The 21,947-nt window shown below is 72.5% G+C and carries 17 protein-coding genes and 1 pseudogene; 12 read left to right on the top strand and 6 right to left on the bottom strand.

Going from position 1 to position 21,947, the window contains the following annotated elements:
- Window positions 1-21: 21 nt before the first annotated feature.
- Together IH80_RS0126725 and IH80_RS0126720 are read right to left on the bottom strand one after the other, a co-directional pair.
- Window positions 22-756: a glucose 1-dehydrogenase gene (locus IH80_RS0126725; RefSeq protein ID WP_030963890.1), complete on the bottom strand. Its 735-nt coding sequence runs from the start codon at window positions 754-756 to the stop codon at window positions 22-24.
- Window positions 757-875: 119 nt separating this feature from the next.
- The gene (locus IH80_RS0126720) at window positions 876-1,106 is read right to left on the bottom strand and encodes a hypothetical protein (RefSeq protein ID WP_158943626.1); all 231 of its coding nucleotides are present in this window, start codon (window positions 1,104-1,106) and stop codon (window positions 876-878) included.
- A 149-nt stretch (window positions 1,107-1,255) separates the two neighbouring features.
- On the opposite strand from IH80_RS0126720, the gene IH80_RS0126715 reads away from it, so the two are divergent.
- From IH80_RS0126715 to IH80_RS0126695, 5 genes are all read left to right on the top strand, one after another.
- Complete coding sequence (locus IH80_RS0126715) at window positions 1,256-2,659, top strand: hypothetical protein (RefSeq protein ID WP_158943624.1); 1,404 nt, start codon at window positions 1,256-1,258, stop codon at window positions 2,657-2,659.
- A gap of 34 nt (window positions 2,660-2,693) precedes the next feature.
- Entirely contained in the window at window positions 2,694-3,422 is a 729-nt protein-coding gene (locus IH80_RS0126710) for a vWA domain-containing protein (RefSeq protein WP_030963885.1), read from the top strand.
- 35 nt (window positions 3,423-3,457) lie between these two features.
- Entirely contained in the window at window positions 3,458-3,976 is a 519-nt protein-coding gene (locus IH80_RS0126705) for a pyridoxamine 5'-phosphate oxidase family protein (protein WP_030963884.1), read from the top strand.
- Window positions 3,977-4,132: 156 nt separating this feature from the next.
- Window positions 4,133-4,828 (top strand): DUF4232 domain-containing protein, encoded by a 696-nt coding sequence (locus IH80_RS41020; protein ID WP_051809965.1) that lies wholly within the window; start codon window positions 4,133-4,135, stop codon window positions 4,826-4,828.
- 115 nt (window positions 4,829-4,943) lie between these two features.
- Complete coding sequence (locus IH80_RS0126695; protein WP_051809962.1) at window positions 4,944-5,360, top strand: hypothetical protein; 417 nt, start codon at window positions 4,944-4,946, stop codon at window positions 5,358-5,360.
- A 67-nt stretch (window positions 5,361-5,427) separates the two neighbouring features.
- On the opposite strand, the pseudogene IH80_RS39725 reads toward IH80_RS0126695, so the two are convergent.
- Window positions 5,428-5,816 (bottom strand): annotated as a pseudogene (locus IH80_RS39725) (ATP-binding protein).
- Between the two features lie 149 nt (window positions 5,817-5,965).
- Here IH80_RS39725 and IH80_RS0126685 point away from each other — a divergent pair.
- On the top strand, window positions 5,966-6,508 hold the full coding sequence (locus IH80_RS0126685; protein ID WP_030963880.1) for a GntR family transcriptional regulator: 543 nt from the start codon (window positions 5,966-5,968) through the stop codon (window positions 6,506-6,508).
- Window positions 6,505-7,287, top strand: a complete 783-nt coding sequence (locus tag IH80_RS0126680; protein WP_030963878.1) for a GntR family transcriptional regulator — start codon at window positions 6,505-6,507, stop codon at window positions 7,285-7,287. Before IH80_RS0126685 ends, IH80_RS0126680 begins: the two co-directional genes overlap by 4 nt.
- A 130-nt stretch (window positions 7,288-7,417) precedes the next feature.
- Here IH80_RS0126680 and IH80_RS0126675 read toward each other — a convergent pair whose 3' ends face one another.
- From IH80_RS0126675 to IH80_RS0126665, 3 genes are all read right to left on the bottom strand, one after another.
- Window positions 7,418-8,878: a glutamate synthase subunit beta gene (locus tag IH80_RS0126675; RefSeq protein ID WP_030963877.1), complete on the bottom strand. Its 1,461-nt coding sequence runs from the start codon at window positions 8,876-8,878 to the stop codon at window positions 7,418-7,420.
- On the bottom strand, window positions 8,871-13,409 hold the full coding sequence (gene gltB / locus IH80_RS0126670) for a glutamate synthase large subunit (RefSeq protein WP_030963876.1): 4,539 nt from the start codon (window positions 13,407-13,409) through the stop codon (window positions 8,871-8,873). The genes IH80_RS0126675 and gltB overlap by 8 nt, the downstream gene beginning before the upstream one ends.
- A 426-nt stretch (window positions 13,410-13,835) precedes the next feature.
- Entirely contained in the window at window positions 13,836-14,567 is a 732-nt protein-coding gene (locus tag IH80_RS0126665) for a VIT1/CCC1 transporter family protein (RefSeq protein ID WP_030963875.1), read from the bottom strand.
- Window positions 14,568-14,825: 258 nt separating this feature from the next.
- Here IH80_RS0126665 and IH80_RS0126660 point away from each other — a divergent pair, with 258 nt between their 5' ends.
- The 5 genes from IH80_RS0126660 to rbsK all read left to right on the top strand — a co-directional run bounded on the left by IH80_RS0126660 (window position 14,826) and on the right by rbsK (window position 21,684).
- Entirely contained in the window at window positions 14,826-15,821 is a 996-nt protein-coding gene (locus tag IH80_RS0126660) for an ADP-ribosylglycohydrolase family protein (RefSeq protein ID WP_051809957.1), read from the top strand.
- 623 nt (window positions 15,822-16,444) lie between these two features.
- Window positions 16,445-17,785 (top strand): ADP-ribosylglycohydrolase family protein, encoded by a 1,341-nt coding sequence (locus IH80_RS0126655; protein ID WP_078906762.1) that lies wholly within the window; start codon window positions 16,445-16,447, stop codon window positions 17,783-17,785.
- 7 nt (window positions 17,786-17,792) lie between these two features.
- Window positions 17,793-18,938 carry an ADP-ribosylglycohydrolase family protein gene (locus IH80_RS0126650; RefSeq protein WP_030963871.1) on the top strand — a complete coding sequence of 382 codons (1,146 nt, stop codon included), beginning with the start codon at window positions 17,793-17,795 and terminating at the stop codon, window positions 18,936-18,938.
- Between the two features lie 341 nt (window positions 18,939-19,279).
- The gene (locus IH80_RS0126645; RefSeq protein WP_030963870.1) at window positions 19,280-20,743 is read left to right on the top strand and encodes an ADP-ribosylglycohydrolase family protein; all 1,464 of its coding nucleotides are present in this window, start codon (window positions 19,280-19,282) and stop codon (window positions 20,741-20,743) included.
- On the top strand, window positions 20,740-21,684 hold the full coding sequence (gene rbsK / locus IH80_RS0126640) for a ribokinase (protein ID WP_051809955.1): 945 nt from the start codon (window positions 20,740-20,742) through the stop codon (window positions 21,682-21,684). The genes IH80_RS0126645 and rbsK overlap by 4 nt, the downstream gene beginning before the upstream one ends.
- Window positions 21,685-21,947: the final 263 nt, after the last annotated feature.

Below are 21,947 nucleotides of genomic sequence, written 5' to 3'. Positions count from 1 at the left end.
GGGCTGGCGTCGTCGTGTCCGTCAGGCGGTCGTCATCCCGCCGTCGACCGTGAATTCGGCGCCCGTCACGTACGAGGACGCGTCCGAGCAGAGGAAGAGGACGAGTTCGGCGACCTCCTCGGGCCGCCCGATCCTGCCCAGGGGCAGGTGCGAGAAGTCCCGGCCCGCGACGGCTCCGGCGACCATCGGGGTGTCGATGGCCCCGGGGTGCACCGAGTTCACCCGGATCCGGTCCCCGGCGAGATCGAGCGCCGCCGACCGGGTCAGTCCGCGCAGCCCGAACTTGGTGGAGCCGTAGGCCGCGTGGCCGGGTATCCCGACCAGCCCGGCGGTGGAGGAGACGTTGACGACGGAGCCGCCGCCGGCCGCCCGCAGTACGGGGGCGAGCGCCTGGATGCCGAGGAAGGGCCCCAGCAGGTTGACGCGCAGCAGGGCCTCGAAGTCGTCGAGCCGCTGCTCCTCCACGTGGGCGGTGAGCCACAGGGCGGCGTTGTTGACCAGCGCCGACACCGTGCCGAAGGCCCGGACCGACGCGGTGACCACCGCCGCCCAGCTCGCGGGGTCCGCGACGTCGTGGCGCACGAAGAGCCCGTCACGGCCCAGCTCGGCGGCGACGGCCCGGCCCTCGTCCTCCCGTACGTCGGTGACGACGACCCGCGCCCCGGCCGCCGCGAACAGCCGGGCCCCGGCGGCCCCCTGCCCGCGCCCGGCGCCGGTGATGACGACGACCTTCCCGTCGAGCCCGGTGCGCGCCATGGAGCCCCTCCCCCGTATGACTACCAGTCATATCTCTAGCAGTCGTATCCCTCGGGTGGAAGGGCGCCGCGGGCGCGGGTGGGCATCGGGCGGGGGCCAGCGGCGGGGCGCGGGGCGGGTCAGTCGATCGGCTCGCCGTCGTACATGCCGTCGACGCAGACCCATGAATCCCGGGTGGACTCGTACTCCACAGACCCCTTGCCCTGGATGCACTTATCACCGTCTATGGCGGGCACGGTGGCAGCGTGCGCTGCAGGAGCCAGGGCACCGAACACGGTAAGGACTAGGGCAGCGGTGATCTCGAGAAGTCGTGTACGCATCAGAATCTCCGATACAGGGACGAGCGACACGGTCACCTCCAGCCTCGCCCCGCACCTGCCCGGGTGGGCACCTTGCTACTCCATTCGGGTGACGGCCGCGCCCCCTGCGTGGCAAGGAAGGCCCTTCTGGGAAACGTGCCCCGGCGGCGTTCGGCCGAGTGCGGGCGCAGGCTGGCGCCATGGAGAACAAAGCCACTGTGGTCGTAGGACCACCGGATGATGTCGGCCTGCGGAAAGTCGTGGTGGACGGCAGGCCCCACGGCAAGGTGTGGAGCCCCCGCGAACTACAGAAGGTCCTGCACCGCGCCGGCGTGACCTCCGAGTACAACATCGAATGGCGCGGCGGAGACGGCACTGCCTGGCCAGCTCAAAGTTGGGGCCGACGGATCACCGGCGCCGTGATGGCCGTCGGGTTCCTGGCCACCGCCGCGATATGCACCTGGATAGGCCTGAAAGATTCTTTTGACGCCCTGACCTTCGCCGGTCGAGTGACGGGATTCTTCTTCCTTTTCATGGCCGCCGTGGAACTGATCGCCTTCGCGGCCGTTTTCGACTATTGGCGGAAGCGGAGAACGAGGCACTCGGGGCCGGCTCTGCTGTTCGGCGCACTGGTCCAGTTCTTCGTCGGATCGGTGCTGTTGCTGATGTACGTGGCCAACAGGGGCACGCCGTCGGACCCCCAGTGCCTGGCGCTCTACATCGGCCTCGTGCTCTGCTCCTCGTGGAGCCTGTGGGTGCTGTGCCGTCGCCGGGTCTGGAAGGTGCTGCACAACCCCGGCCGCATCGCCATCGGGGCGATCGTTTCCACCCTCCTCGTCGTCACCAACCTGGCGTACACCCAGGTCTACCTGCCCTCCGTATCGCGCCCTCTGGTGCAGGGCGTGTCAGAGATCGGCTTCCCGAGCCTGAACCGGGACGGGACGAAGATGTTCGTGCGGGTCCGTATGCGCCTCAAGAACTCCGGCGAGGTTCCGGTTCACATACTCGGCAGCATCTACTGGATCCATGTCAAGCTCGCGAGTGACCCGAAGGACAAGTTCAAACTGATCAAACCCGGCGAGCTGATCAAACCGCCCGGGCGGGAGCTGAACCCCGAGGAGGAGATCACGGAGGACGTGGTCGTCGAAATAAAGAATCCCCTGAAGCTCAACTACGAGGCGGTCACGGCCCAGATATCTGCCTACGCGTTCAGGCAGGACAGAATGACCATGGATGCCGATTACGGAAGGTCCGGGAAGTGGCGGGGGAAGCTGAAGAAGGAGGGAAAGGACGACGACCCCCCAGGGCCCCTGCCGGCCAACAAGGAATACTTCCGATACCAGTCGGACATCTCCCAGAGCAGCGAACTCCTGAACATGACTCGCGGCCGGGAGCGTGTGACCGTCTGGTGGCTGTACCGCCGCAAGCCGGTCGTCTACGTGGATGTCACAAGCCCGGGCGAGAAGAAGGCCTTCAATCTGAACGACCCCAAGGAACAGAGGCGGGCCGTCGATCGCTACGGTCTGGCATTCGTTCGCGGCTCCATGGCCCAGACGCCGTACCCGCAACTCCTCAAGGAGGCCCAGGTACGACGCCCGAAGTGACCGGGGCCCGCGGCCTTCCCCGTACCCTCGCCCCATGACGAGCAGCGCCATCAGCCTCCGCAAGGTCGAGGAGTCGGCTCCGGCCCTCGTGAACCTCTACAAGAGCGCCGGGATATCCCTGCGCAAGCACGGCATGGAGGGCGGACGTGCCGCCGTCTACCTGGTCCTGGACTACTCCGGGTCGATGCGCCCGTACTACCAGGACGGCAGCGTGCAGGCCCTCGCGGACCGGGTGCTGGGACTGTCCGCGCACCTGGACGACGACGCCCGCGTACCGGTGGTGTTCTTCTCCACCGAGGTCGACGCGGTGGAGGAGATCTCCCTGGCCGGGCACGAGGGCCGGGTCACCGAGATCGCGTCCCGCCTCGGCCACATGGGCAAGACCGCCTACCACGCGGCGATGGACGCGGTGATCGACCACTATCTCGACTCGGGCTCCACGACACCCGCCCTCGTCGTCTTCCAGACCGACGGCGGGCCGATCAACAAGCTCGCCGCCGAGAAGTACCTGTGCAAGGCGGCCCGGTTGCCGCTCTTCTGGCAGTTCGTCGGCTTCGGCAACACGCGCAGCACGCAGTTCGACTTCCTGCGCCGGCTGGACGAGCTGCCCGTGCCCGCGAAGCGGGCCGTGGACAACGCGGGGTACTTCCACGCCGGTGAGGACCCCCGCGCGGTGCCGGACGGCGAACTGTACGACCGTCTCGTCGGCGAGTTCCCGGCCTGGCTGGCGGCGGCCCGCGGTGCGGGCATCGTGCGCGCCTGACCCCGGCCCGCCGGTGCCCGCGCTTTGATGGACGTATGACGCACACCAGCTGGGCAGTCTTCGAGAAGGCGGAACCGGATTTCGCGGCGGCCGTCCGGGCCCGTTTCGCGCAGTACCCGCACCACGTACTGGCCACCCTGCGCAAGGACGGCTCCCCCCGGGTGGCCGGGCTGAAGGTCGACATCCGGGGCGGGGAGCTGTGGCTCGGGATGATGGCCGGGTCGATGAAGGCCAGGGACCTCCAGCGCGACCCGCGTTTCGCCCTGCACACCAATCCGGGCGAGGGCGAGACGATGCCGGACGGGGACGTACGGATCTCCGGGCGCGCGGTGGAGCTCGTGGACCCGCCGGAACTGCACCGGTACGCGGAGGAGACGGAGACCCCGCACCCCTTCCACCTCTTCTACGCGGACCTGACGGAGGTCGTCCACATCGGCGTCGACGGCGACGACCTGGTGGTGCGGACGTGGCTCCCCGACCACGGACTGCGCACCCAGCGCCGCGGCAACGACGACGAACCACCGCGCGAGGACCCGGCGCCGGCGGCCCCATGACGGGAGCGTGGCCTTCATATGCGCGACCTGTAACGATCCCCCGTGTGGCGTGAATCCGATGCCACGCCGGGCATCCTGACCGCACCGGGCTGAACCCATGTCAGCCGGTCGGCCGATCGCTCGGCCAGACACCCAGCAGAGCCGCCACGGGGGATCATGATGCACACCTACCGCCACCGCACGACAGCCGCACGTACCCGGACGCTCGCCTTCCTGAGCCTGACGGCCGCCGCGCTCCTCGCGACGACCACGGCCTGCGGACCCGGAGCCGACGACAAGGCGGGTGCCACGGCGCCTCCGAAGCCCGCCGGGTCCACGCCGGGAGCCGCCTCCGGGGCCCCCTCCCCCTCGGCCAGCTCCTCCCCCGTCCCCCGGCCGGGCGAAGCGGAGGGCGAGCCGGTGGGCAAGAACAACAACTGCTCCGACGAGTACGCCCACGTGTCCGTCGAGTGGGCCGTCCCGCCGGCGAAGGACGACTCGAAGCTCCTGCTCACCGTGGTCAACACGGGCCCCAGGGCCTGCCTGCTGACCACCTATCCGGTGCTCCGGATCAAAGACGGGCACGGCCGGCTGGTGGCCGTCTTCGAGAACAGCAGGCCCCAGACCCCGGTGGTCCTCGGCCCCGGCAAGGAGGCGTACGCAGGGCTTCTCGCCCGGCAGGGCAGCAAGGCAGCCAGCACGCTCACGACCGACCTCGCGCTCGCCCCGCACGGCCAGAGCCCCGAGGAGAACACGGGTGAGGGAACGCTCCTGCAACTGCCCTCCGGCGGCGTGTACATGGACGCCAAGGCGCGCGTGACGTACTGGCAGAGCACCTCGGAGAACGCGGCGTCCCCCCTGTTCACCCGCTGAGCCCGGCCGCCGGGGCCGTGTCCGCCTGAGTACGCGTACTCAGGCGGGCGTCAGTACCTCTGGGTAGCGTCACGACCGACCGACGTACTGACCGACACGACCAACTGGGGGACACATGAAGAAGCGTACGACCGCCCTCGCAGCCCTGGCCCCGGCATTCGCCCTGGCCCTGGCAGCCGCCCCGGCCCAGGCCGCGCCGACGGGCGAGATCATCGGCTACCCGGGCCCAGACGGCCTGATCTGGATCGCCGACCAGGCCGGTTCCAGCGGCTTCGTCTCGGGCGGCCTCTCCTCGCGCCTGGACACGTTCATCACGTTCGGATGCGCCGGAGGCGGGAGCATCGAGGTGTCGTTCAAGCTCCAGGAGCACCCCGACCGCGACCCGGCCCCCTTCACCGTCGACTGCCCCGGCACGGACCCGACCGTCGTCACGGTCCCCCTCGGCACCGGCCTCCACGGCGGATTCGTCGCCTGGGTGACCGCCTCGACCCCGACCACCCACTGGGGCGCCACGGTCACCCAGCCCGAGTAAGGCGGAGCCGCCCCACCGCCCGCCGCCCCTGGTCAGCACGCGGCGGGCGGCGCGCCCGCGCCTCCGCTCAGCCGCTCACGGTCTTGAACCCCGCGCGGGCCGACTTCCCAACCCCCTCGTCGTGGACCTCGAACTCGTCCGCCAGCGTCGTGACCAGCCACAGGCCGCGACCCCGCTGGGCCTCGGGGCCGGGGCGCTCCACGACCGGACTGCCCGGGCCGCTGTCACGCACCTCGATCCACAGCAACTCCTCGTCCAGTGACAGCCGCACGCAGAACTCGCGCCCCTCCGGCACCCGTGCAACACGGCGTTCGCCGCCAGTTCGGAGACACAGAGGCGTATGTCGTCCCGGCGCTCGGAAACGCCCCACTCCGCGAGTGCGTCACCTGCGAACTGCCGAGCAGCACGAACCGAGGCGCGCGCCCGGGGAAACCGCTGCTGACGGATGACGGGCACAGCCCCCACCCCCTTCACTCTGAGTTTCCGAGAACACACAGAACGTATCGCTATTCGCGAAAAGCAGCAAGGTTCTAGGAGTGGGTTCCGTCGCCGGATTCACCTAACGTGGTTACGGACAGCGGGAATCGGGACGGGTGGGAGTCATCGTGAATGGCAGCGGGTGGACCAGCACGTCGATGCCGTACCTGACTCCACGCGCGGCGGGAACGGGGGACGCGTGGGCCGAGGAGGCCACCAGGGCGGGGCGCCGTGGCACCCAGCGCATCGTGCACGCGGGCGAGGTGGCGGCCACGGCCGGCGTCTCCGCGATGCTCGGCCTGACGGAGGGCCACCCAGTGGTGGTGCGCCGCAGGATTATCGAACTCGACGACGAGCCGACCGAACTGACCGACACCTACTACCCAGTGGAGATCGCCGCGGGTACCGCGCTGGCAGAAACGGCGAAGATCCCCGGCGGCGCCGTGACCCTGCTGGCGGCCCTCGGGCACACCGGGGTACGGGTCGTCGAGAACGTCACGGCCCGTCCGCCGAGCGCCGAGGAACGCGAACAACTCCGCCTCGGCGCGAGCGAACCGGTCCTCCAGCTGGCCCGCACCACGTACGACGCGGCGGATCGAGCGATCCAGGCCGACGTGATGCTCATGCCCTCCGGACGCCAGCAGTTGCAGTACGAGATCAGGATCGGATGACCGTGCCCAGCCAGGAAGCCGACGGCGCCGACCCGCGGCCGCTCCACGCCCGCATCGCGGCCGATCTCCGCGAGGAGATCATGAACGGGGACCTCGCAGTAGGGGGCAATCTGCCGTCGACGGCGCAATTGAAGACGCGCTTCGACGCGTCCAACGCCACCATCCAGAAGGCAGTGCATCTACTCAAGGCCGAGGGGCTGGCCGTGGGGCGAGCCGGAGCGGCCGTGACCGTACGCGAGAACCGGCAGCGGACCGTGCACCCGGAGCGCTCGCTCGCCCCGGCCCCGGCCGGTGCCGCCCACCCGTGGCTGGCCGACATGGCGGAGGGACACCCTGCCGCACGCAGTACGTTGCTGTCCGTCGCGGAGGTCCGGGTGACCGGTGACGTGAGTGCGGCGCTCCGTCTGCCGGAGGGCGGTTCGGCAGTCTGCCGCCGCCAGTTGATCAGCATCGACGGTGAGCCCGCGGAGCTGGTGAGCTCGTACTATCCCGTGGACATCGCCCGCGGCACCGCACTCGCCGAACCCCGCAGGATCAGGGGCGGCACACCCACCCTGCTGCCGGAGCTCGGCCACCCGCCCCGCCGTAGCGTGGACCGGGTCTCGGCCCGCATCGCCACGCAGGAGCAGTACGCGGCACTGCGGCTGCCCGGCGACCTGCCCGTCCTGCGGACGCTCCGCACGGTGTACGGCGACGGTGACCGGCCCATCGAAGTCACCGTCATGGTGAAGGCGGGCCACCTCTATGAGCTGTGCTACGAGTTCACGCCCGATGCCTGACCCGGACACGCCACGGCGCCCGCCACCCCTGGTCGGGGACGTGGCGGGCGCCGTGCCGGGTGCTCCGTACGCCGTTGTACGGACCGTATGAGGGGTCCCGCCCTTCGCGGGGCGGGCGGGCTGCCGGTGGCTACACCGTCAGCGAGCGGTCCGTCGGCTTGACCGGGTACGGGAGGGTGCTGCTGCCGGTCAGGAAGCGGTCCACGCCGCGGGCGGCCGAGCGGCCCTCCGCGATGGCCCAGACGATGAGCGACTGGCCGCGGCCCGCGTCGCCGGCGACGAAGACGCCGTCGACGTTGGTCGCGTAGGACGCGTCGCGGTCGATGTTGCCGCGGGCGTCCAGCTCCACGCCGAACTGCTGGACCAGGCCGTTCGCCTGGTCGGTGCCGGTGAAGCCCATCGCCAGGGTCACCAGCTGCGCGGGGAGGACGCGCTCGGTGCCGGGCTTCTGGACGAGCTTGCCGTCGACGAACTCGACCTCGACCAGGTGGAGGGCCTGGACGTTGCCGTCCTCGTCGCCCTCGAAGTGGGTGGTGGAGACGGAGTAGACCCGCTCGCCGCCCTCCTCGTGGGCCGAGGTGACCTTGTAGAGCATCGGGAAGGTCGGCCACGGCTGGTTGGCGCTGCGCTCCTCGCCCGGCTTCGGCATGATCTCCAGCTGCGTGACCGAGGCCGCGCCCTGGCGGTGGGCGGTGCCCACGCAGTCCGCGCCGGTGTCGCCGCCGCCGATGACGACCACGTGCTTGCCCTCGGCCGTGATCGGCGGGGCCAGGAAGTCGCCCTCCTGCACCTTGTTCGCGAGCGGCAGGTACTCCATCGCGAAGTGGATGCCGTTCAGCTCGCGGCCCGGGACCGGCAGGTCGCGCGAGACGGTGGCACCGGCCGCGACGACCACCGCGTCGAACCGCTTGCGCAGGTCGGTGGCCGTGATGTCGCGGCCGACCTCGACGCCGGTGCGGAACTTGGTGCCCTCCGCGCGCATCTGCTCGATGCGGCGGTTGATGTGCACCTTCTCCATCTTGAACTCGGGGATGCCGTAGCGCAGCAGGCCGCCGATGCGGTCGGCGCGCTCGTACACGACCACGGTGTGGCCGGCGCGGGTCAGCTGCTGGGCGGCGGCCAGACCGGCCGGGCCCGAGCCGATCACGGCGACGGTCTTGCCGGACAGGCGCTCGGGGGCCTGCGGGGTGACGTCCCCGTTGTCCCACGCCTTGTCGATGATCGAGACCTCGACGTTCTTGATGGTGACGGCCGGCTGGTTGATGCCGAGCACGCACGCCGACTCGCACGGGGCCGGGCACAGGCGGCCCGTGAACTCCGGGAAGTTGTTCGTCGCGTGCAGCCGCTCCGACGCCGCCGCCCAGTCGTCGCGGTAGGCGTAGTCGTTCCACTCGGGGATCAGGTTCCCCAGCGGGCAGCCGTTGTGGCAGAACGGGATGCCGCAGTCCATGCAGCGGCCGGCCTGCTTGCTGATGATCGGCAGCAGCGAGCCCGGGACGTAGACCTCGTTCCAGTCCTTCAGCCGGTCGGCGACGGGACGGGAGCAGGCGGTCTCGCGGGTGGTGGTGAGGAAGCCCTTCGGGTCAGCCATGGGTCGCCGCCTCCATCATCTTCTCCGTGGTCTCGGATTCCGAGAGTCCGGCGAGCTCAGCGGCGTCCTTGGCGGCGAGCACTGCCTTGTACGTGGTGGGGATGATCTTGCTGAAGCGGTCCACCGCGGTGGACCAGTCAGCCAGGAGCTTCGCGGCCACGGTCGAGCCGGTCTCCTCCTCGTGGCGGCGCACCACATCGTGCAGCCACTGCTCGTCCGCGTCGGACAGGGCCTCGACCGCGCCCGCGTTGCCGACGTTGACGTTGTTCGGGTCGAGGTCGATGACGTACGCGACGCCACCCGACATGCCGGCCGCGAAGTTGCGGCCCGTCTCGCCCAGGACGACCGCCGTGCCGCCGGTCATGTACTCGCAGCCGTGGTCGCCCACGCCCTCCGAGACGACCAGGGCACCGGAGTTGCGGACGCAGAAGCGCTCGCCGGTGCGGCCGCGCAGGAACATCTCGCCGCCGGTGGCCCCGTAGCCGATGGTGTTGCCGGCGATGGTGGAGTACTCGGCGAGGTGGTCGGCGCCGCGGTCCGGGCGGACCACGATCCGGCCGCCGGAGAGGCCCTTGCCGACGTAGTCGTTGGCGTCGCCCTCCAGGCGGAGGGTGATGCCCTTGGGGACGAAGGCGCCGAAGGACTGGCCGGCGCTGCCGGTGAAGGTCAGGTCGATGGTGTTGTCGGGCAGGCCCGCACCGCCGAACTTCTTGGTGACGTGGTGGCCGAGCATCGTGCCGACGGTCCGGTTGATGTTCCGGATGGCGACCTGGGCGCGGACCGGCTGGGCCGCCTCGGCGGACTCGGCGTTCAGCGCGTCGGCCGCGAGCTCGATCAGCTCGTTGTCGAGGGCCTTCTCCAGACCGTGGTCCTGCTCGATCAGGGCGTGGCGGACCGCGCCCTCGGGCAGCTCGGGCACGTAGAAGAGCGGCTCCAGGTCGAGACCCTGCGCCTTCCAGTGCGAGACGGCCTTGGTGGTGTCGAGGAGCTCGGCGTGGCCGACGGCCTCCTCGATCGTGCGGAAGCCCAGCTCGGCGAGGAGCTCGCGCACCTCCTCCGCGATGAACTCGAAGAAGTTCACGACGAATTCGGGCTTGCCGGAGAAGCGGTCGCGCAGGACCGGGTTCTGGGTGGCGATGCCGACCGGGCAGGTGTCCAGGTGGCAGACGCGCATCATGACGCAGCCGGAGACGACGAGCGGCGCGGTCGCGAAACCGAACTCCTCGGCGCCGAGCAGCGCGGCGATGACGACGTCGCGGCCGGTCTTGAGCTGGCCGTCGGTCTGGACGACGATGCGGTCGCGCAGGCCGTTGAGCAGCAGGGTCTGCTGGGTCTCGGCGAGGCCGAGCTCCCAGGGGCCGCCCGCGTGCTTGAGGGAGGTGAGCGGGGAGGCGCCCGTACCGCCGTCGTGGCCGGAGATCAGGACGACGTCCGCGTGGGCCTTGGAGACGCCCGCCGCGACCGTGCCGACGCCGACTTCGGAGACCAGCTTCACGTGGATGCGGGCGACCGGGTTGGCGTTCTTGAGGTCGTGGATCAGCTGGGCCAGGTCCTCGATGGAGTAGATGTCGTGGTGCGGCGGCGGGGAGATCAGGCCGACGCCCGGGGTGGAGTGCCGGGTCTTGGCGACCCACGGGTAGACCTTGTGGCCGGGCAGCTGGCCGCCCTCGCCGGGCTTGGCGCCCTGCGCCATCTTGATCTGGATGTCGTCCGCGTTGACCAGGTACTCGCTCGTGACACCGAAGCGGCCGGAGGCGACCTGCTTGATGGAGGAGCGGCGCGCCGGGTCGTACAGGCGCTCCGGGTCCTCGCCGCCCTCACCGGTGTTGGACTTGGCGCCCAGCTGGTTCATGGCGATGGCGAGGGTCTCGTGCGCCTCCTTGGAGATGGAGCCGTACGACATGGCGCCGGTGGAGAAGCGCTTGACGATCTCGGAGACCGGCTCGACCTCGTCGATGGAGATCGACGGGCGGTCGGACTTGAAGCCGAACAGGCCGCGGAGCGTCATCAGGCGCTCGGACTGCTCGTTCACGCGGTCCGTGTACTGCCGGAAGATGTCGTACCGGCGGTTGCGGGTGGCGTGCTGGAGGCGGAAGACCGTCTCCGGGTCGAACAGGTGGGGCTCGCCCTCGCGGCGCCACTGGTACTCGCCGCCGATGTCCAGGGCGCGGTGCGTGGCCGCGACGCCGGAGACCGGGTACGCCTTGGCGTGGCGGGCGGCCACTTCCTTGGCGATGACGTCCAGGCCGGCGCCGCCGATCTTGGTGGCGGTGCCGTTGAAGTAGGTCTCGACGAACTCGTCGTTCAGGCCGACGGCCTCGAAGACCTGGGCTCCTCGGTAGGAGGCGACGGTGGAGATGCCCATCTTGGACATGACCTTCAGGACGCCCTTGCCGAGCGCGTAGATCAGGTTCCTGATGGCCTGCTCGGGCTCGATGCCCTCGATGAACGTGCCGGCGCGCAGCAGGTCCTCGACGGACTCCATGGCGAGGTACGGGTTGACCGCGGCGGCGCCGTAGCCGATGAGCAGGGCGACGTGGTGGACCTCGCGGACGTCGCCGGCCTCGACGAGCAGGCCCACCTGGGTGCGCTGCTTGGTGGCGATGAGGTGGTGGTGCACGGCGGCGGTGAGGAGCAGCGACGGGATCGGCGCGTGCTCGGCGTCCGAGTGGCGGTCCGAGAGGACGATGAGGCGGGCGCCGTTGGCGATGGCCGCGTCGGCCTCGGCGCGGATCTCCTCGATGCGGGCGGCGAGTGCCTCGCCGCCGCCGGAGACCCGGTAGAGGCCCGAGAGGGTGGCGGCCTTCATGCCCGGCATGTCGCCGTCGGCGTTGATGTGGATGAGCTTGGCCAGCTCGTCGTTGTCGATCACCGGGAAGGGCAGGGTGACGCTGCGGCAGGACGCGGCGGTCGGCTCCAGCAGGTTGGACTGCGGACCGATCGAGGACAGCAGCGAGGTGACGAGCTCCTCGCGGATGGCGTCCAGCGGCGGGTTGGTGACCTGCGCGAACAGCTGGGTGAAGTAGTCGAAGAGCAGCCGGGGGCGCTCGGACAGGGCCGCGATCGGGGAGTCCGTGCCCATGGAGCCGAGCGGCTCGCCGCCGGTACGGGCCATCGGCGCGAGGATGACGCGCAGCTCTTCCTCGGTGTAGCCGAAGGTCTGCTGGCGGCGGGTGACCGAGGCGTGGGTGTGCACGATGTGCTCGCGCTCGGGCAGGTCCGTCAGCTCGATCTCGCCGGTCTCCAGCCATTCGGCGTACGGGGCGGCGGAGGCGAGTTCGTTCTTGATCTCGTCGTCCTCGACGATCCGCTTCTGGGCGGTGTCGACGAGGAACATCTTGCCGGGCTGCAGGCGGCCCTTGCGGACGACCTTGGCCGGGTCGATGTCGAGGACGCCGACCTCGGAGCCGAGGACGACGAGGCCGTCGTCGGTGACCCAGTAGCGGCCGGGGCGCAGGCCGTTGCGGTCGAGGACCGCGCCGACCTGGGTGCCGTCGGTGAAGGTGACGCAGGCCGGGCCGTCCCAGGGCTCCATCAGCGTGGAGTGGTACTGGTAGAAGGCGCGGCGGGCCGGGTCCATGGAGGCGTGGTTCTCCCACGCCTCCGGGATCATCATCAGCACGCTGTGCGGCAGCGACCGGCCGCCGAGGTGGAGCAGCTCCAGGACCTCGTCGAAGGAGGCCGAGTCGGAGGCGTCCGGGGTGCAGATCGGGAAGATGCGGTCGAGCGCGGCGTCACCGAAGACGGTGGACGCCAGCTGGGACTCGCGGGCCTTCATCCAGTTCCGGTTGCCCTTGACCGTGTTGATCTCGCCGTTGTGCGCGACGAAGCGGTACGGGTGGGCGAGCGGCCAGGACGGGAAGGTGTTCGTGGAGAAGCGCGAGTGGACCAGGGCGAGCGCCGACGCGAAGCGGCGGTCGGAGAGGTCCGGGAAGAAGGGCTCCAGCTGGCCGGTGGTCAGCATGCCCTTGTAGACGATGGTGCGGGCGGAGAGCGACGGGAAGTACACGCCGGCCTCGCGCTCGGCGCGCTTGCGCAGCACGAACGCCTTGCGGTCCAGCTCGATGCCCGTGGTGCCGTTGCTGACGAAGAGCTGGCGGAAGGCGGGCATGGTGGCGCGGGCGCCGTTGCCGAGCAGGTCGGGGGTGACCGGGACCTCGCGCCAGCCGAGGACCGTGAGGTCCTCCTCGGCGGCGAGGGCCTCGATGTGCTCCGCGGCGACGGCCTGTGCGGTGCCGTCGGCGGGGAGGAAGGCGATGCCGACGGCGTACGCGCCGGCCTCGGGGAGCTCGAATCCGGCGACCTCGCGCAGGAAGGCGTCCGGCACCTGGGACAGGATTCCCGCGCCGTCGCCGGAGTCCGGCTCGGAGCCGGTGGCGCCACGGTGCTCGAGGTTCCGCAGAACGGTCAGGGCCTGCTCAACGAGGGTGTGGGTGGCCTCGCCGGTGAGGTTCGCCACGAATCCGACGCCGCAGGCGTCCTTCTCGTTGCGCGGGTCGTACATGCCCTGCTGGGCGGGGCGACCGTCCATGGGCGACCAGGCGGTGTTCAGGCCGGTCGCGGAGTGCGTGGATGCGGAACGCATCGGCTCTCCCGTCGTCGTCGTGGCATATGTGCATAGCCGAGGGACGACGTTGGCCCTCTGCGAAATTTCGTGCAGATTACATGATGACGACAATCCCGAGAAGCGGATATGCCATTCCAGCATGCGGACACTGCGCGAGGCAGAAAGAGGGGACTTTCGCGGCGCTCTGCGGGCGGGTCGCGGGGTGGCGCCGGGCAATCCCGGCGCGTTCCCGCGCATCCCCGCACAGGCGTGGGGCGAAGGTCCCGGTACAGGGCGAGCATCGTTGCCCGCCCGGAGTCCTGGAGTGATGCCCGGCGGACACGGGATCGAAACCGCCGAGTAACGGACTACTTATGTTGCGTACTGCATAGTGTCTCACTCCGAGGGCGGTCAGCCTATGGCTGCGCCGATCCAGGTTCCCAGGACGTACGTCACACCGGCCGCCGCGCCACCGAGGAGCAGCTGGCGCAGGCCGCTGTACCACCACGACCGGGCGGTGACCCGGGCGACGACGGCGCCGCAGGCGAAGAGCCCGGCCAGCGCGAGCAGCACCGCCGGCCACAGGGCCGTGGCACCGAGCAGGTAGGGCAGTACGGGCAGCAGCGCGCCCAGCGCGAACGAGCCGAAGGACGAGACGGCGGCGACCATCGGCGACGGCAGGTCGTCGGGGTCGATGCCGAGCTCCTCACGGGCGTGGATCTCCAGCGCCTGCTCGGGGTCCCGGGACAGCTGCATGGCGACCTCGCGGGCGAGTGCCGGCTCGACGCCGCGGGATACGTAGAGCTCGGCCAGCTCCTCCATCTCGTCGACGGGGTGCTTGCGCAGCTGCTGCCGCTCGATGTCGAGCTCGGCGAGGACCAGCTCGCGCTGCGAGGCCACGGAGGTGTACTCACCGGCGGCCATCGAGAAGGCTCCGGCGGCGAGTCCGGCGAGGCCCGTGATCACGACGGTCTGCGGGGCGACGGCACCACCGGCCACACCGGTCATGAGGGCGAGGTTGGAGACGAGCCCGTCCATCGCACCGAAGACGGCCGGCCGCAGCCATCCACCGTTGACGTCGCGGTGGGTGTGGTTGTCGCGGTGCGCGGTGTGCAGCGGCGCTTCGATGTCGATGATGGACATGCGCGGTATCTCCCCTTGTCTCCCCATTGGTCGAACGGACGCCATGACGCGTCCCGCTCCCCCTGGACACCTCGAAACTACGCACGATTTTCCTGGCCCGCCAGCAAGGAAGGCCGTACTTACCTGCGGTTTTGCGCCTCGGCGACCGGGTGACGCGGGAGTTCCGGGGGTGTTTCGCGGCGCGCGACAAACCGCATGACATGGCACAAATCCCCCAAGGGCTCATGATGAGCCCATCCAAGTGGGAGAGGCGCGCCAATGGAACCGGTGAAGCTGATCGCATGCAATCCGCAGGTCATCCTCGAACGGGCCAGGGGCGCTCTTCTGGGGCTCGCGGTGGGCGACGCGCTCGGCGCCCCCGCGGAGAACATGAAGCCGTCGGAGATCCGGGCGAAGTGGGGCCGTATCGAAGGCTTCGTGTCGCAGGACCCGGCCGGTACCGACGACACCGAGTACGCGATCTTCTCGGGGCTGCTCCTGGCCCGCCACGGCTCGGCACTCACCGTCTCCCACGTCGAACGGGCCTGGCACCACTGGATCGCGGACCTCGACGAGGGCCCCTTCCGGGGCGCCGGCTTCTCGGAGCGCGGCACGCTGGAGAACCTCCGCCGGGGCCTGGCGGCGCCCATCTCCGCCCAGCACCGGCACGCCTGGTCGGACGGACTGGCCATGCGGGCCGCGCCGTTCGGCGTCTTCGCGGCGGGCCGGCCCGCCGAGGCGGCGCGGCTCGTCGCCATCGACGGCACGGTCAGCCACGACGGCGAGGGCATCTACGGCGGCCAGGCGGTCGCGGCGGGCGTGGCGGTGGCCATGGCGGGCGGCAGCCCGGCGTCCGTGGTCTCCGCCGCGCTCTCGGTGATCCCGTCCGACTCGTGGACGGCCCGCTCCCTGCGCCGGGCGGTCACCGCCGCCCCGCGCGGGGAACGTGCGGTGCGCTCGGCGGTGGTCATCGGCGGCTACCCGTGGACGGACCTGGCTCCGGAGGCGGTGGGCCTCGCCTTCGGCGCCTTCGCCGCCTCCGGCGGGGACTTCGCCTGCTCCGTCCTCACCGCCGTGAACATGGGCCGCGACGCCGACACCACGGCCGCGGTGGCGGGCGCCCTGGCCGGTGCGATGTCGGGAGCCGCGGCGATCCCCACCGCGTGGGGCTCGGCCATCGGCCCGGTGCGCGGCAGCTGCCTCCCTTCGATGCGGGGCTACCACGTCCTGGACATCGCGGACCTCCTCACCCCGGAATACGAGGCCCCCCGATGACCGTCCACTCCCCCGACGGAACCACCCCGCCCCCCACGGCCCCCGAGCCACCCGGCCACGCGGGTCCCCTCGCCGCCGCTCCCGCGGAGCGCACACCGAGCGGTCAGCCGCACCGCACCGCCCCGGCGGCGGACGCGGCCGCGGCGGACCATGGTCCGAAAGGCCGGCCGCAGCCCGTACCGGGCCCCGGGCCGGCGTCACCGCTGCAGCCGGTTCCGGCCAACCGCAAGGCGGCCCCCGCGGACCACGGGCCGCTCGGCGGCACGAACCGGAACCCGGGGGCCCGGGGGACCGTACCGGCGGAACGCGCGTCGGCCGACGGCGACGAGACGGACCCGGGCGGGAAGGCCCGGGGGGCCCTACCGGTCGGCCTGCCGGAGTGGTCCGTACCGGCGGCCCCGGCGGCGCTCGGGACGGGGGCACCGCTGCAGCCCCTTCCAGCCGACCCGGGGACGGGCCCCGCGGAGCAGGGGCCGGGCGGCGGCGCAGACGGGGGCCTCGGGGCACCGGGGGCGGCAGCGGCAGGCGTGGCCGTGCCGGACCGCGGGCCGGAGACCTGGCCGCAGGCCGTACCGGCGGGCCCCGGAACCAAGCCGCAGCTCCGTCCCGTACCGGGCGACCGGATGGCAGGCACGGCCCTCGTCGCGGAACGCGGACAGGGTGGGCAGCCGCGCCCCCTGCCGGACGGTCCGGCCGGGCTCCTGGCCGGGTCCGGCAACCGGGCCGACGCCCCGCAGCGGGCCGTGGTGCCGGTCGGGCCGGGACGGGCCGCCCCCGCCCCGCTGCGGGCCGTGATCCGGTCCGCAGCACAGTCCGGCGAGGTACGGACTTGGCCGGACGTGGAGGACCGGCGTCCCATCGAGGGCCTTCTCCTCGGGCTCGCCGCAGGCGACGCGGCCGGCTGGCCCGCGGCCCGCCACCGCGCCAGCCGGATGCCCGAGTGGACCCGCCGCCTCACCCGCGAGCTCGACACCTTCGCCGAGCGGAACGCCACCACCACCCTCCCCGTCCCCATCGCCCTCAACCAGCCCCCCGAGCCACTGCGCCTCGGGCCGTCCGACGACGCCGAATGGGCGGCCTTCGTCGCCGAGTCCGTCCTCACCGCCGCCGGCGTCCTCCTCAGCGACCTCTCCCGTTCCCGCCGCATGCGCGCCGCCATCGACCTCGCCTGGAACGCCCTCGCCTCCGAGGTCGCCGCCGCCGCGGAACGCGCCCCCGAGGTCGAGTCCGCCGTACTCCCCCTCCGCGCCCGCATCTCCGTCCGCGCCGGCCTCGGCAATCTCGCCGCCGGCCTGCGCCCGCCGGCCACCGGCCACGACAACCCGCACTACTTCGACGACGCCGCCTGCGTCCGCGCCTGCGTCCTCGCCGTCGTCCACCCCGGCGACGCGCAGGCCGCCGCCGACCTCGCCGAGTTCGACGCCCGCTACACGCAGGACGGCGACGGCGTGCACGGCGCCCGGGCCATGGCGGCCGCCGTCGCCACCGCCCTCACCACCGCGGACGTCGACGCGGCCGTGGACGCCGCACTCGCCCTGCTCCCCGGGTCCACCGAGATCGGCCGCAACGCCCGACACGCCGTCGGACTGGCCCGCGCCCACGCGGACGGCGGCGCGTTCGCCATCGTCCCGACCCTCGAACACGAGATCGTGGACCACGTGTACAGCTACGGCATCGCCGCCGCCGAGACCGTCCCCGTGGCCCTCGCCCTCGCGACCGCCGCCCGCGGCAGGGCGACCGAGGCCGTCCCGGCCGCCGCCTGCCTGTCCCGCGTCGCGGACTCCGCCCCCGCCCTCGCAGGCGCGCTCACCGGCGCGATCGGCGGCGGCGACTCGATCCCCGCCGCCTGGCGCGAGGCCTGCCGCACCCTCTCCGGCTGCGCCCTCCCCCGCCTCGCCGGCACCGACCTCGTGGAACTCGCCGCGCTCCTCGCGCACACGGAACTCACCTCACCCAAGGGATGATTCGGACATGACGCTCACGTTGGAGGACCGGGCCTGCGGGGCCCTCGTCGGCGCCGCCGTCGGTGACGCGCTCGGCGGCCCGGTCGAGGGCTGGACCCCGGACCAGATCGTCGAACGGCACGGCGGCCGCGTCCACGGCATCGTCGGCCCGTGGCACGAGAACTGGCGCACCGCCCGCCCCATCGCCCCATACCACAAGGGCGACGGACACGTCACGGACGACACTCTGATGACGCACGCGCTGGTACGGGTCTACAAGGCCGTACGCGACCACCTCGACGCGTACGCCGTCGCCGAGCACCTGGTGCCCGACCTGATGTCCGTCCCGCGCTGGATCCCCGAACTGGAGGCCGAGGCGCTGCCGTTGCAGCGGGTCTTCCTCGCGGAGAAGTGGATGGTGACCCGCCTGCACTACGCGCACGCGGACCCGCGCGAGGCCGGCACCGGCAACATCGTCAACTGCGGCGCGGCCATGTACATGGCTCCGGTGGGCATCGCCAACGCGGGCAACCCGGCGGGTGCCTACGCGGAGGCCCTCGACATCGCCGGCGCGCACCAGTCGTCGTACGGGCGGGAGGCGGCGGGCGTGTTCGCGGCGGCCGTGGCGGCGGCGTGCGTACCGGGGGCGACGGCCGCCTCGGTGGTGGAGGCGGCCCTGTCCCTGGCCAAGGACGGCACGCGCGCGGCGATCTCGGCCGTCTGCGAAGTGGCGGCCGGATACCGGGACTTCGAGTCGGCGCTGGCCCCGCTGCGGGCGGCGGTGGCCCCCTACGACTCGGTCGGCCCGGACTACCGCAACCCGTCACTGGACGCCCGCCGCCCGTCCCGGCTCCACGCCATCGAGGAGCTGCCGATCGCACTCGGGATGCTGCTCGTGGCGGACGGACGGTACGACGCGGCCGTGCTCGGCGCGGTCAACTACGGGCGGGACTGCGACTCCATCGCCACCATGGCGGGGGCGATCGCCGGGGCGCTGGGCGGCGAGGCCGTGGTCCCTGCGGTCTGGGCGAAGCAGGTCGCCGAGGCGAGCCGCCTCGACCTGCACGCCCCTGCCGTCGCGGTGGCGGCCGTGGCCCGGGAGATCTTCGCCCGCGACCGGGCCCGACGGCGCGCCCACGAATCGGCCTTCGCCGAGATCGCAACCCCCCGATGACCCCCACCCCGACGGACCCCGGCCCCGCCACCACCACGGCCCCGACCCGCCCGAACGCCCGCGACGCCGCGCCACCGCCGCACGCAACCGCAGGCCCAACGGCTGCCCACCCGGTGACCGGCCCCGCCACCCCGTGCCCGGACCCGACCCGCCCGAACGCCCGCCACGCGGCCGCACCGTTGAGGGCGGCGCACCGCGCAACCCGCACGCCGGCGGCCCCCGGGCCGAGTGCCCCCACCCCGAACGCTGCCCCGGCCTGCGAACGGCCCGACGTGCGGTCGGCGGGAACGCCCCGCGCGGACGGACGGTCCGACGGGGCCGGCCCCGGACCGGCAGATGACGTGCGCCTGACCTGGGCGCAGCCCGAGGATCTCGTCGGGCACGAGTTGCGCCAGGCGGCCGAGGACGGCCGGGACCCCGGTCCCGCCCTGCGGGCCTGGTCCGCCGCGGGCGGCCACCCGGCACCCGAGCGCGCCGGGGCCTCCGCCACCCCGGCGCCCCCGCACCTGCGTGCGCTGGCCACGCGCCTGCTGGACGACCTGGCCCGGCTCCCCTCCCCGTTGTCCGCCGGGGAACCCACCTCCTGGGCAGCCATCGTCGCGGCCTGTCCGCAGGCGGCCCCCCTCCCGGACGCAACCTCCACCCCGCCCGTACACCAGCAGCCCCACCCGGAAGCCCCGCCCGGGGCACCGCCCGCCCGCCCCCACACCGGTACCGGCCGCGCGGCCGTCGGCCGGGGCGCCGGGAGCGGTGTGCGGGAGCGGCTGGAGGCCGCGTGGGTCGGGCGGGCCGTCGGGTGTCTGCTCGGAAAGCCCGTCGAGAAGCTGCCGCTCGACGGGATCCGCGCCCTCGCCCGCGCCGCCGGCAACTGGCCGCTGGACGACTGGTTCAGCGCACGCGGCGTCCCGCCCGAGCTGCTGGCCGCCCACCCCTGGAACCGCCGCTCCGCCCCCACCTCACTCGCCGAGAACATCGACGGCATGCCCGAGGACGACGACCTCAACTACCCCCTCCTGGGCCTCCTCCTGCTCCAGCGCCACGGCAAGGCCTTCACCACGGCCGACGTCGCCCGCCTGTGGCTCGACGAGCTGCCCGCCGGACGTACGTTCACCGCCGAACGGATCGCCTACCGCAACCTCCTCCTCGGGCTGGAACCCCCCGCCACCGCCACCCACCACAACCCCTTCCGCGAGTGGATCGGCGCCCTCATCCGGGCCGACGTCCACGGCTGGACCAACCCCGGCGACCCGGCCGCCGCCGCGGCCCAGGCGTACCGGGACGCCGCCCTGACCCACACCGGCAACGGCGTCTACGCCGCCCTCTTCGTCGCCGCCGCCACCGCCGCGGCCGCCACCGGCCGCGCCGACGTGCACACCGCGCTGCGCACCGGGCTGGCCGCCGTACCGCCCCGCTCCCGCCTCGCCGAAGCCGTCCGCTTCGCAATCCGCACGGCCGCCGAGGAGACCGGCTTCGACGTCGTCGTCGACCGGCTGCACGCCCGCTACGGCCACTACCACTGGGTCCACGCCGTCCCGAACACCGCCCTGATCGCCGCCGCCCTGACCCACGCCGACGGCGACTTCACCCACTCCGTCTGCCGTGCCGTCTCCGGCGGCTGGGACACGGACTCCAACGGGGCCACCGCCGGCGCCCTCGCCGGCCTGCTCACCGGCTCGCCCCAGCGGATCCCGCACCGCTGGACCGCCCCCCTCAAGAACCGCCTCGCCACCACCGTCCCCGGCTTCGACGGCATCGGCTTCGACACCCTCGCCCACCTCACCGCACAGGAGGCAGCACGCTCATGACGGCCATCGCCGTGCTCGGCAGCACCAACATGGACCTCGTCGCCTACGTCCCCAAGGCCCCCCTCCCCGGGGAAACGGTCACCGGCCGCGCGTTCCGGACCGTCCCCGGCGGCAAGGGCGCCAACCAGGCCGTCGCCGCAGCCCGCTCCGGCGGGAAGGTGGTGATGATCGGCGCGGTCGGGGCCGACGAGTTCGGCGTACGGCTGCGCTCCGCGCTCACCGCCGCCGGGGTCGAGACGGCGGCCCTGCGCACCGTCGAGGGCGCGAGCGGCACCGCGCACATCACCGTGGACGACGAGGGCGGCAACCGCATCGTCGTCATCCCCGGTGCGAACGGCAGCGTCACCGGCCTGGAAGCGGGCGACGAGGCCCGGATCGCCGCCGCCGGCGCCCTGCTCCTCCAGCTCGAACTGCCCCTGCCCGCCGTACTCGCCGGGGCCCGCGCGGCCCGTGCGCACGGCGTCCGTACGGTGCTCACCCCGGCCCCCGTCCAGCCGCTGCCCGCCGAGCTCCTCGCCGCCACCGACCTCCTCGTGCCCAACGAGCACGAGGCGGCCGCCCTGACCGGCCTCACCGACCCCCGGCAGGCCGCCGAGGCACTGCTGGCCACCGTGCCGGAGGTGGTGATCACCCTCGGCGCGGCCGGAGTCCTCTACGCGGCACGCGGCCGCGACCCGCTGAGCGTGCCCGCGCCCCGGGTCCGGGCCGTGGACACCACAGCGGCCGGGGACACCTTCGTCGGTGCGCTGGCCGTGGCCCTCGGCGAGGGCCGCCCCATGCCGGAGGCGCTGCGCTGGGCCTCGGCGGCGGCCGCGCTCTCCGTCCAGCGCCACGGCGCCCAGGACTCGATGCCGACCCGCGCCGAGACCGACGCCTTCGCCCTGGCCGGCTGGCAGGCGGACCACCGCTCCGACGACGCCGAAACCGGAGCCGCCTCATGACCCCCGCCGCGCCTTCCGGCCCCACCCGGGCCGGAAATGCACAGGGGCGATCCCCGCAGCGCGCCGAACGCACCACGGCCGCGCCTTCCGGCCCCACCGGGGCCGGGAGTGCACCGGGGCGATCCCCGCAGGGCGCCGAACGCACCACGGCCGCGCTGTCCACCCCCGGGAACCGTTCGACGCCCGAGGAGACGCCCCGGCGCGCGCCCGGCCCCACCGAAGCCACCCCGGCCCCGGCCGAAGCCACCGGCACGGAACCCACG

The sequence above is a fragment of the Streptomyces sp. NRRL S-378 genome (genome assembly GCF_000720645.1).
Taxonomy (GTDB): Bacteria; Actinomycetota; Actinomycetes; order Streptomycetales; family Streptomycetaceae; genus Streptomyces.
This window is presented reverse-complemented; position numbering and strand designations above follow the sequence as displayed.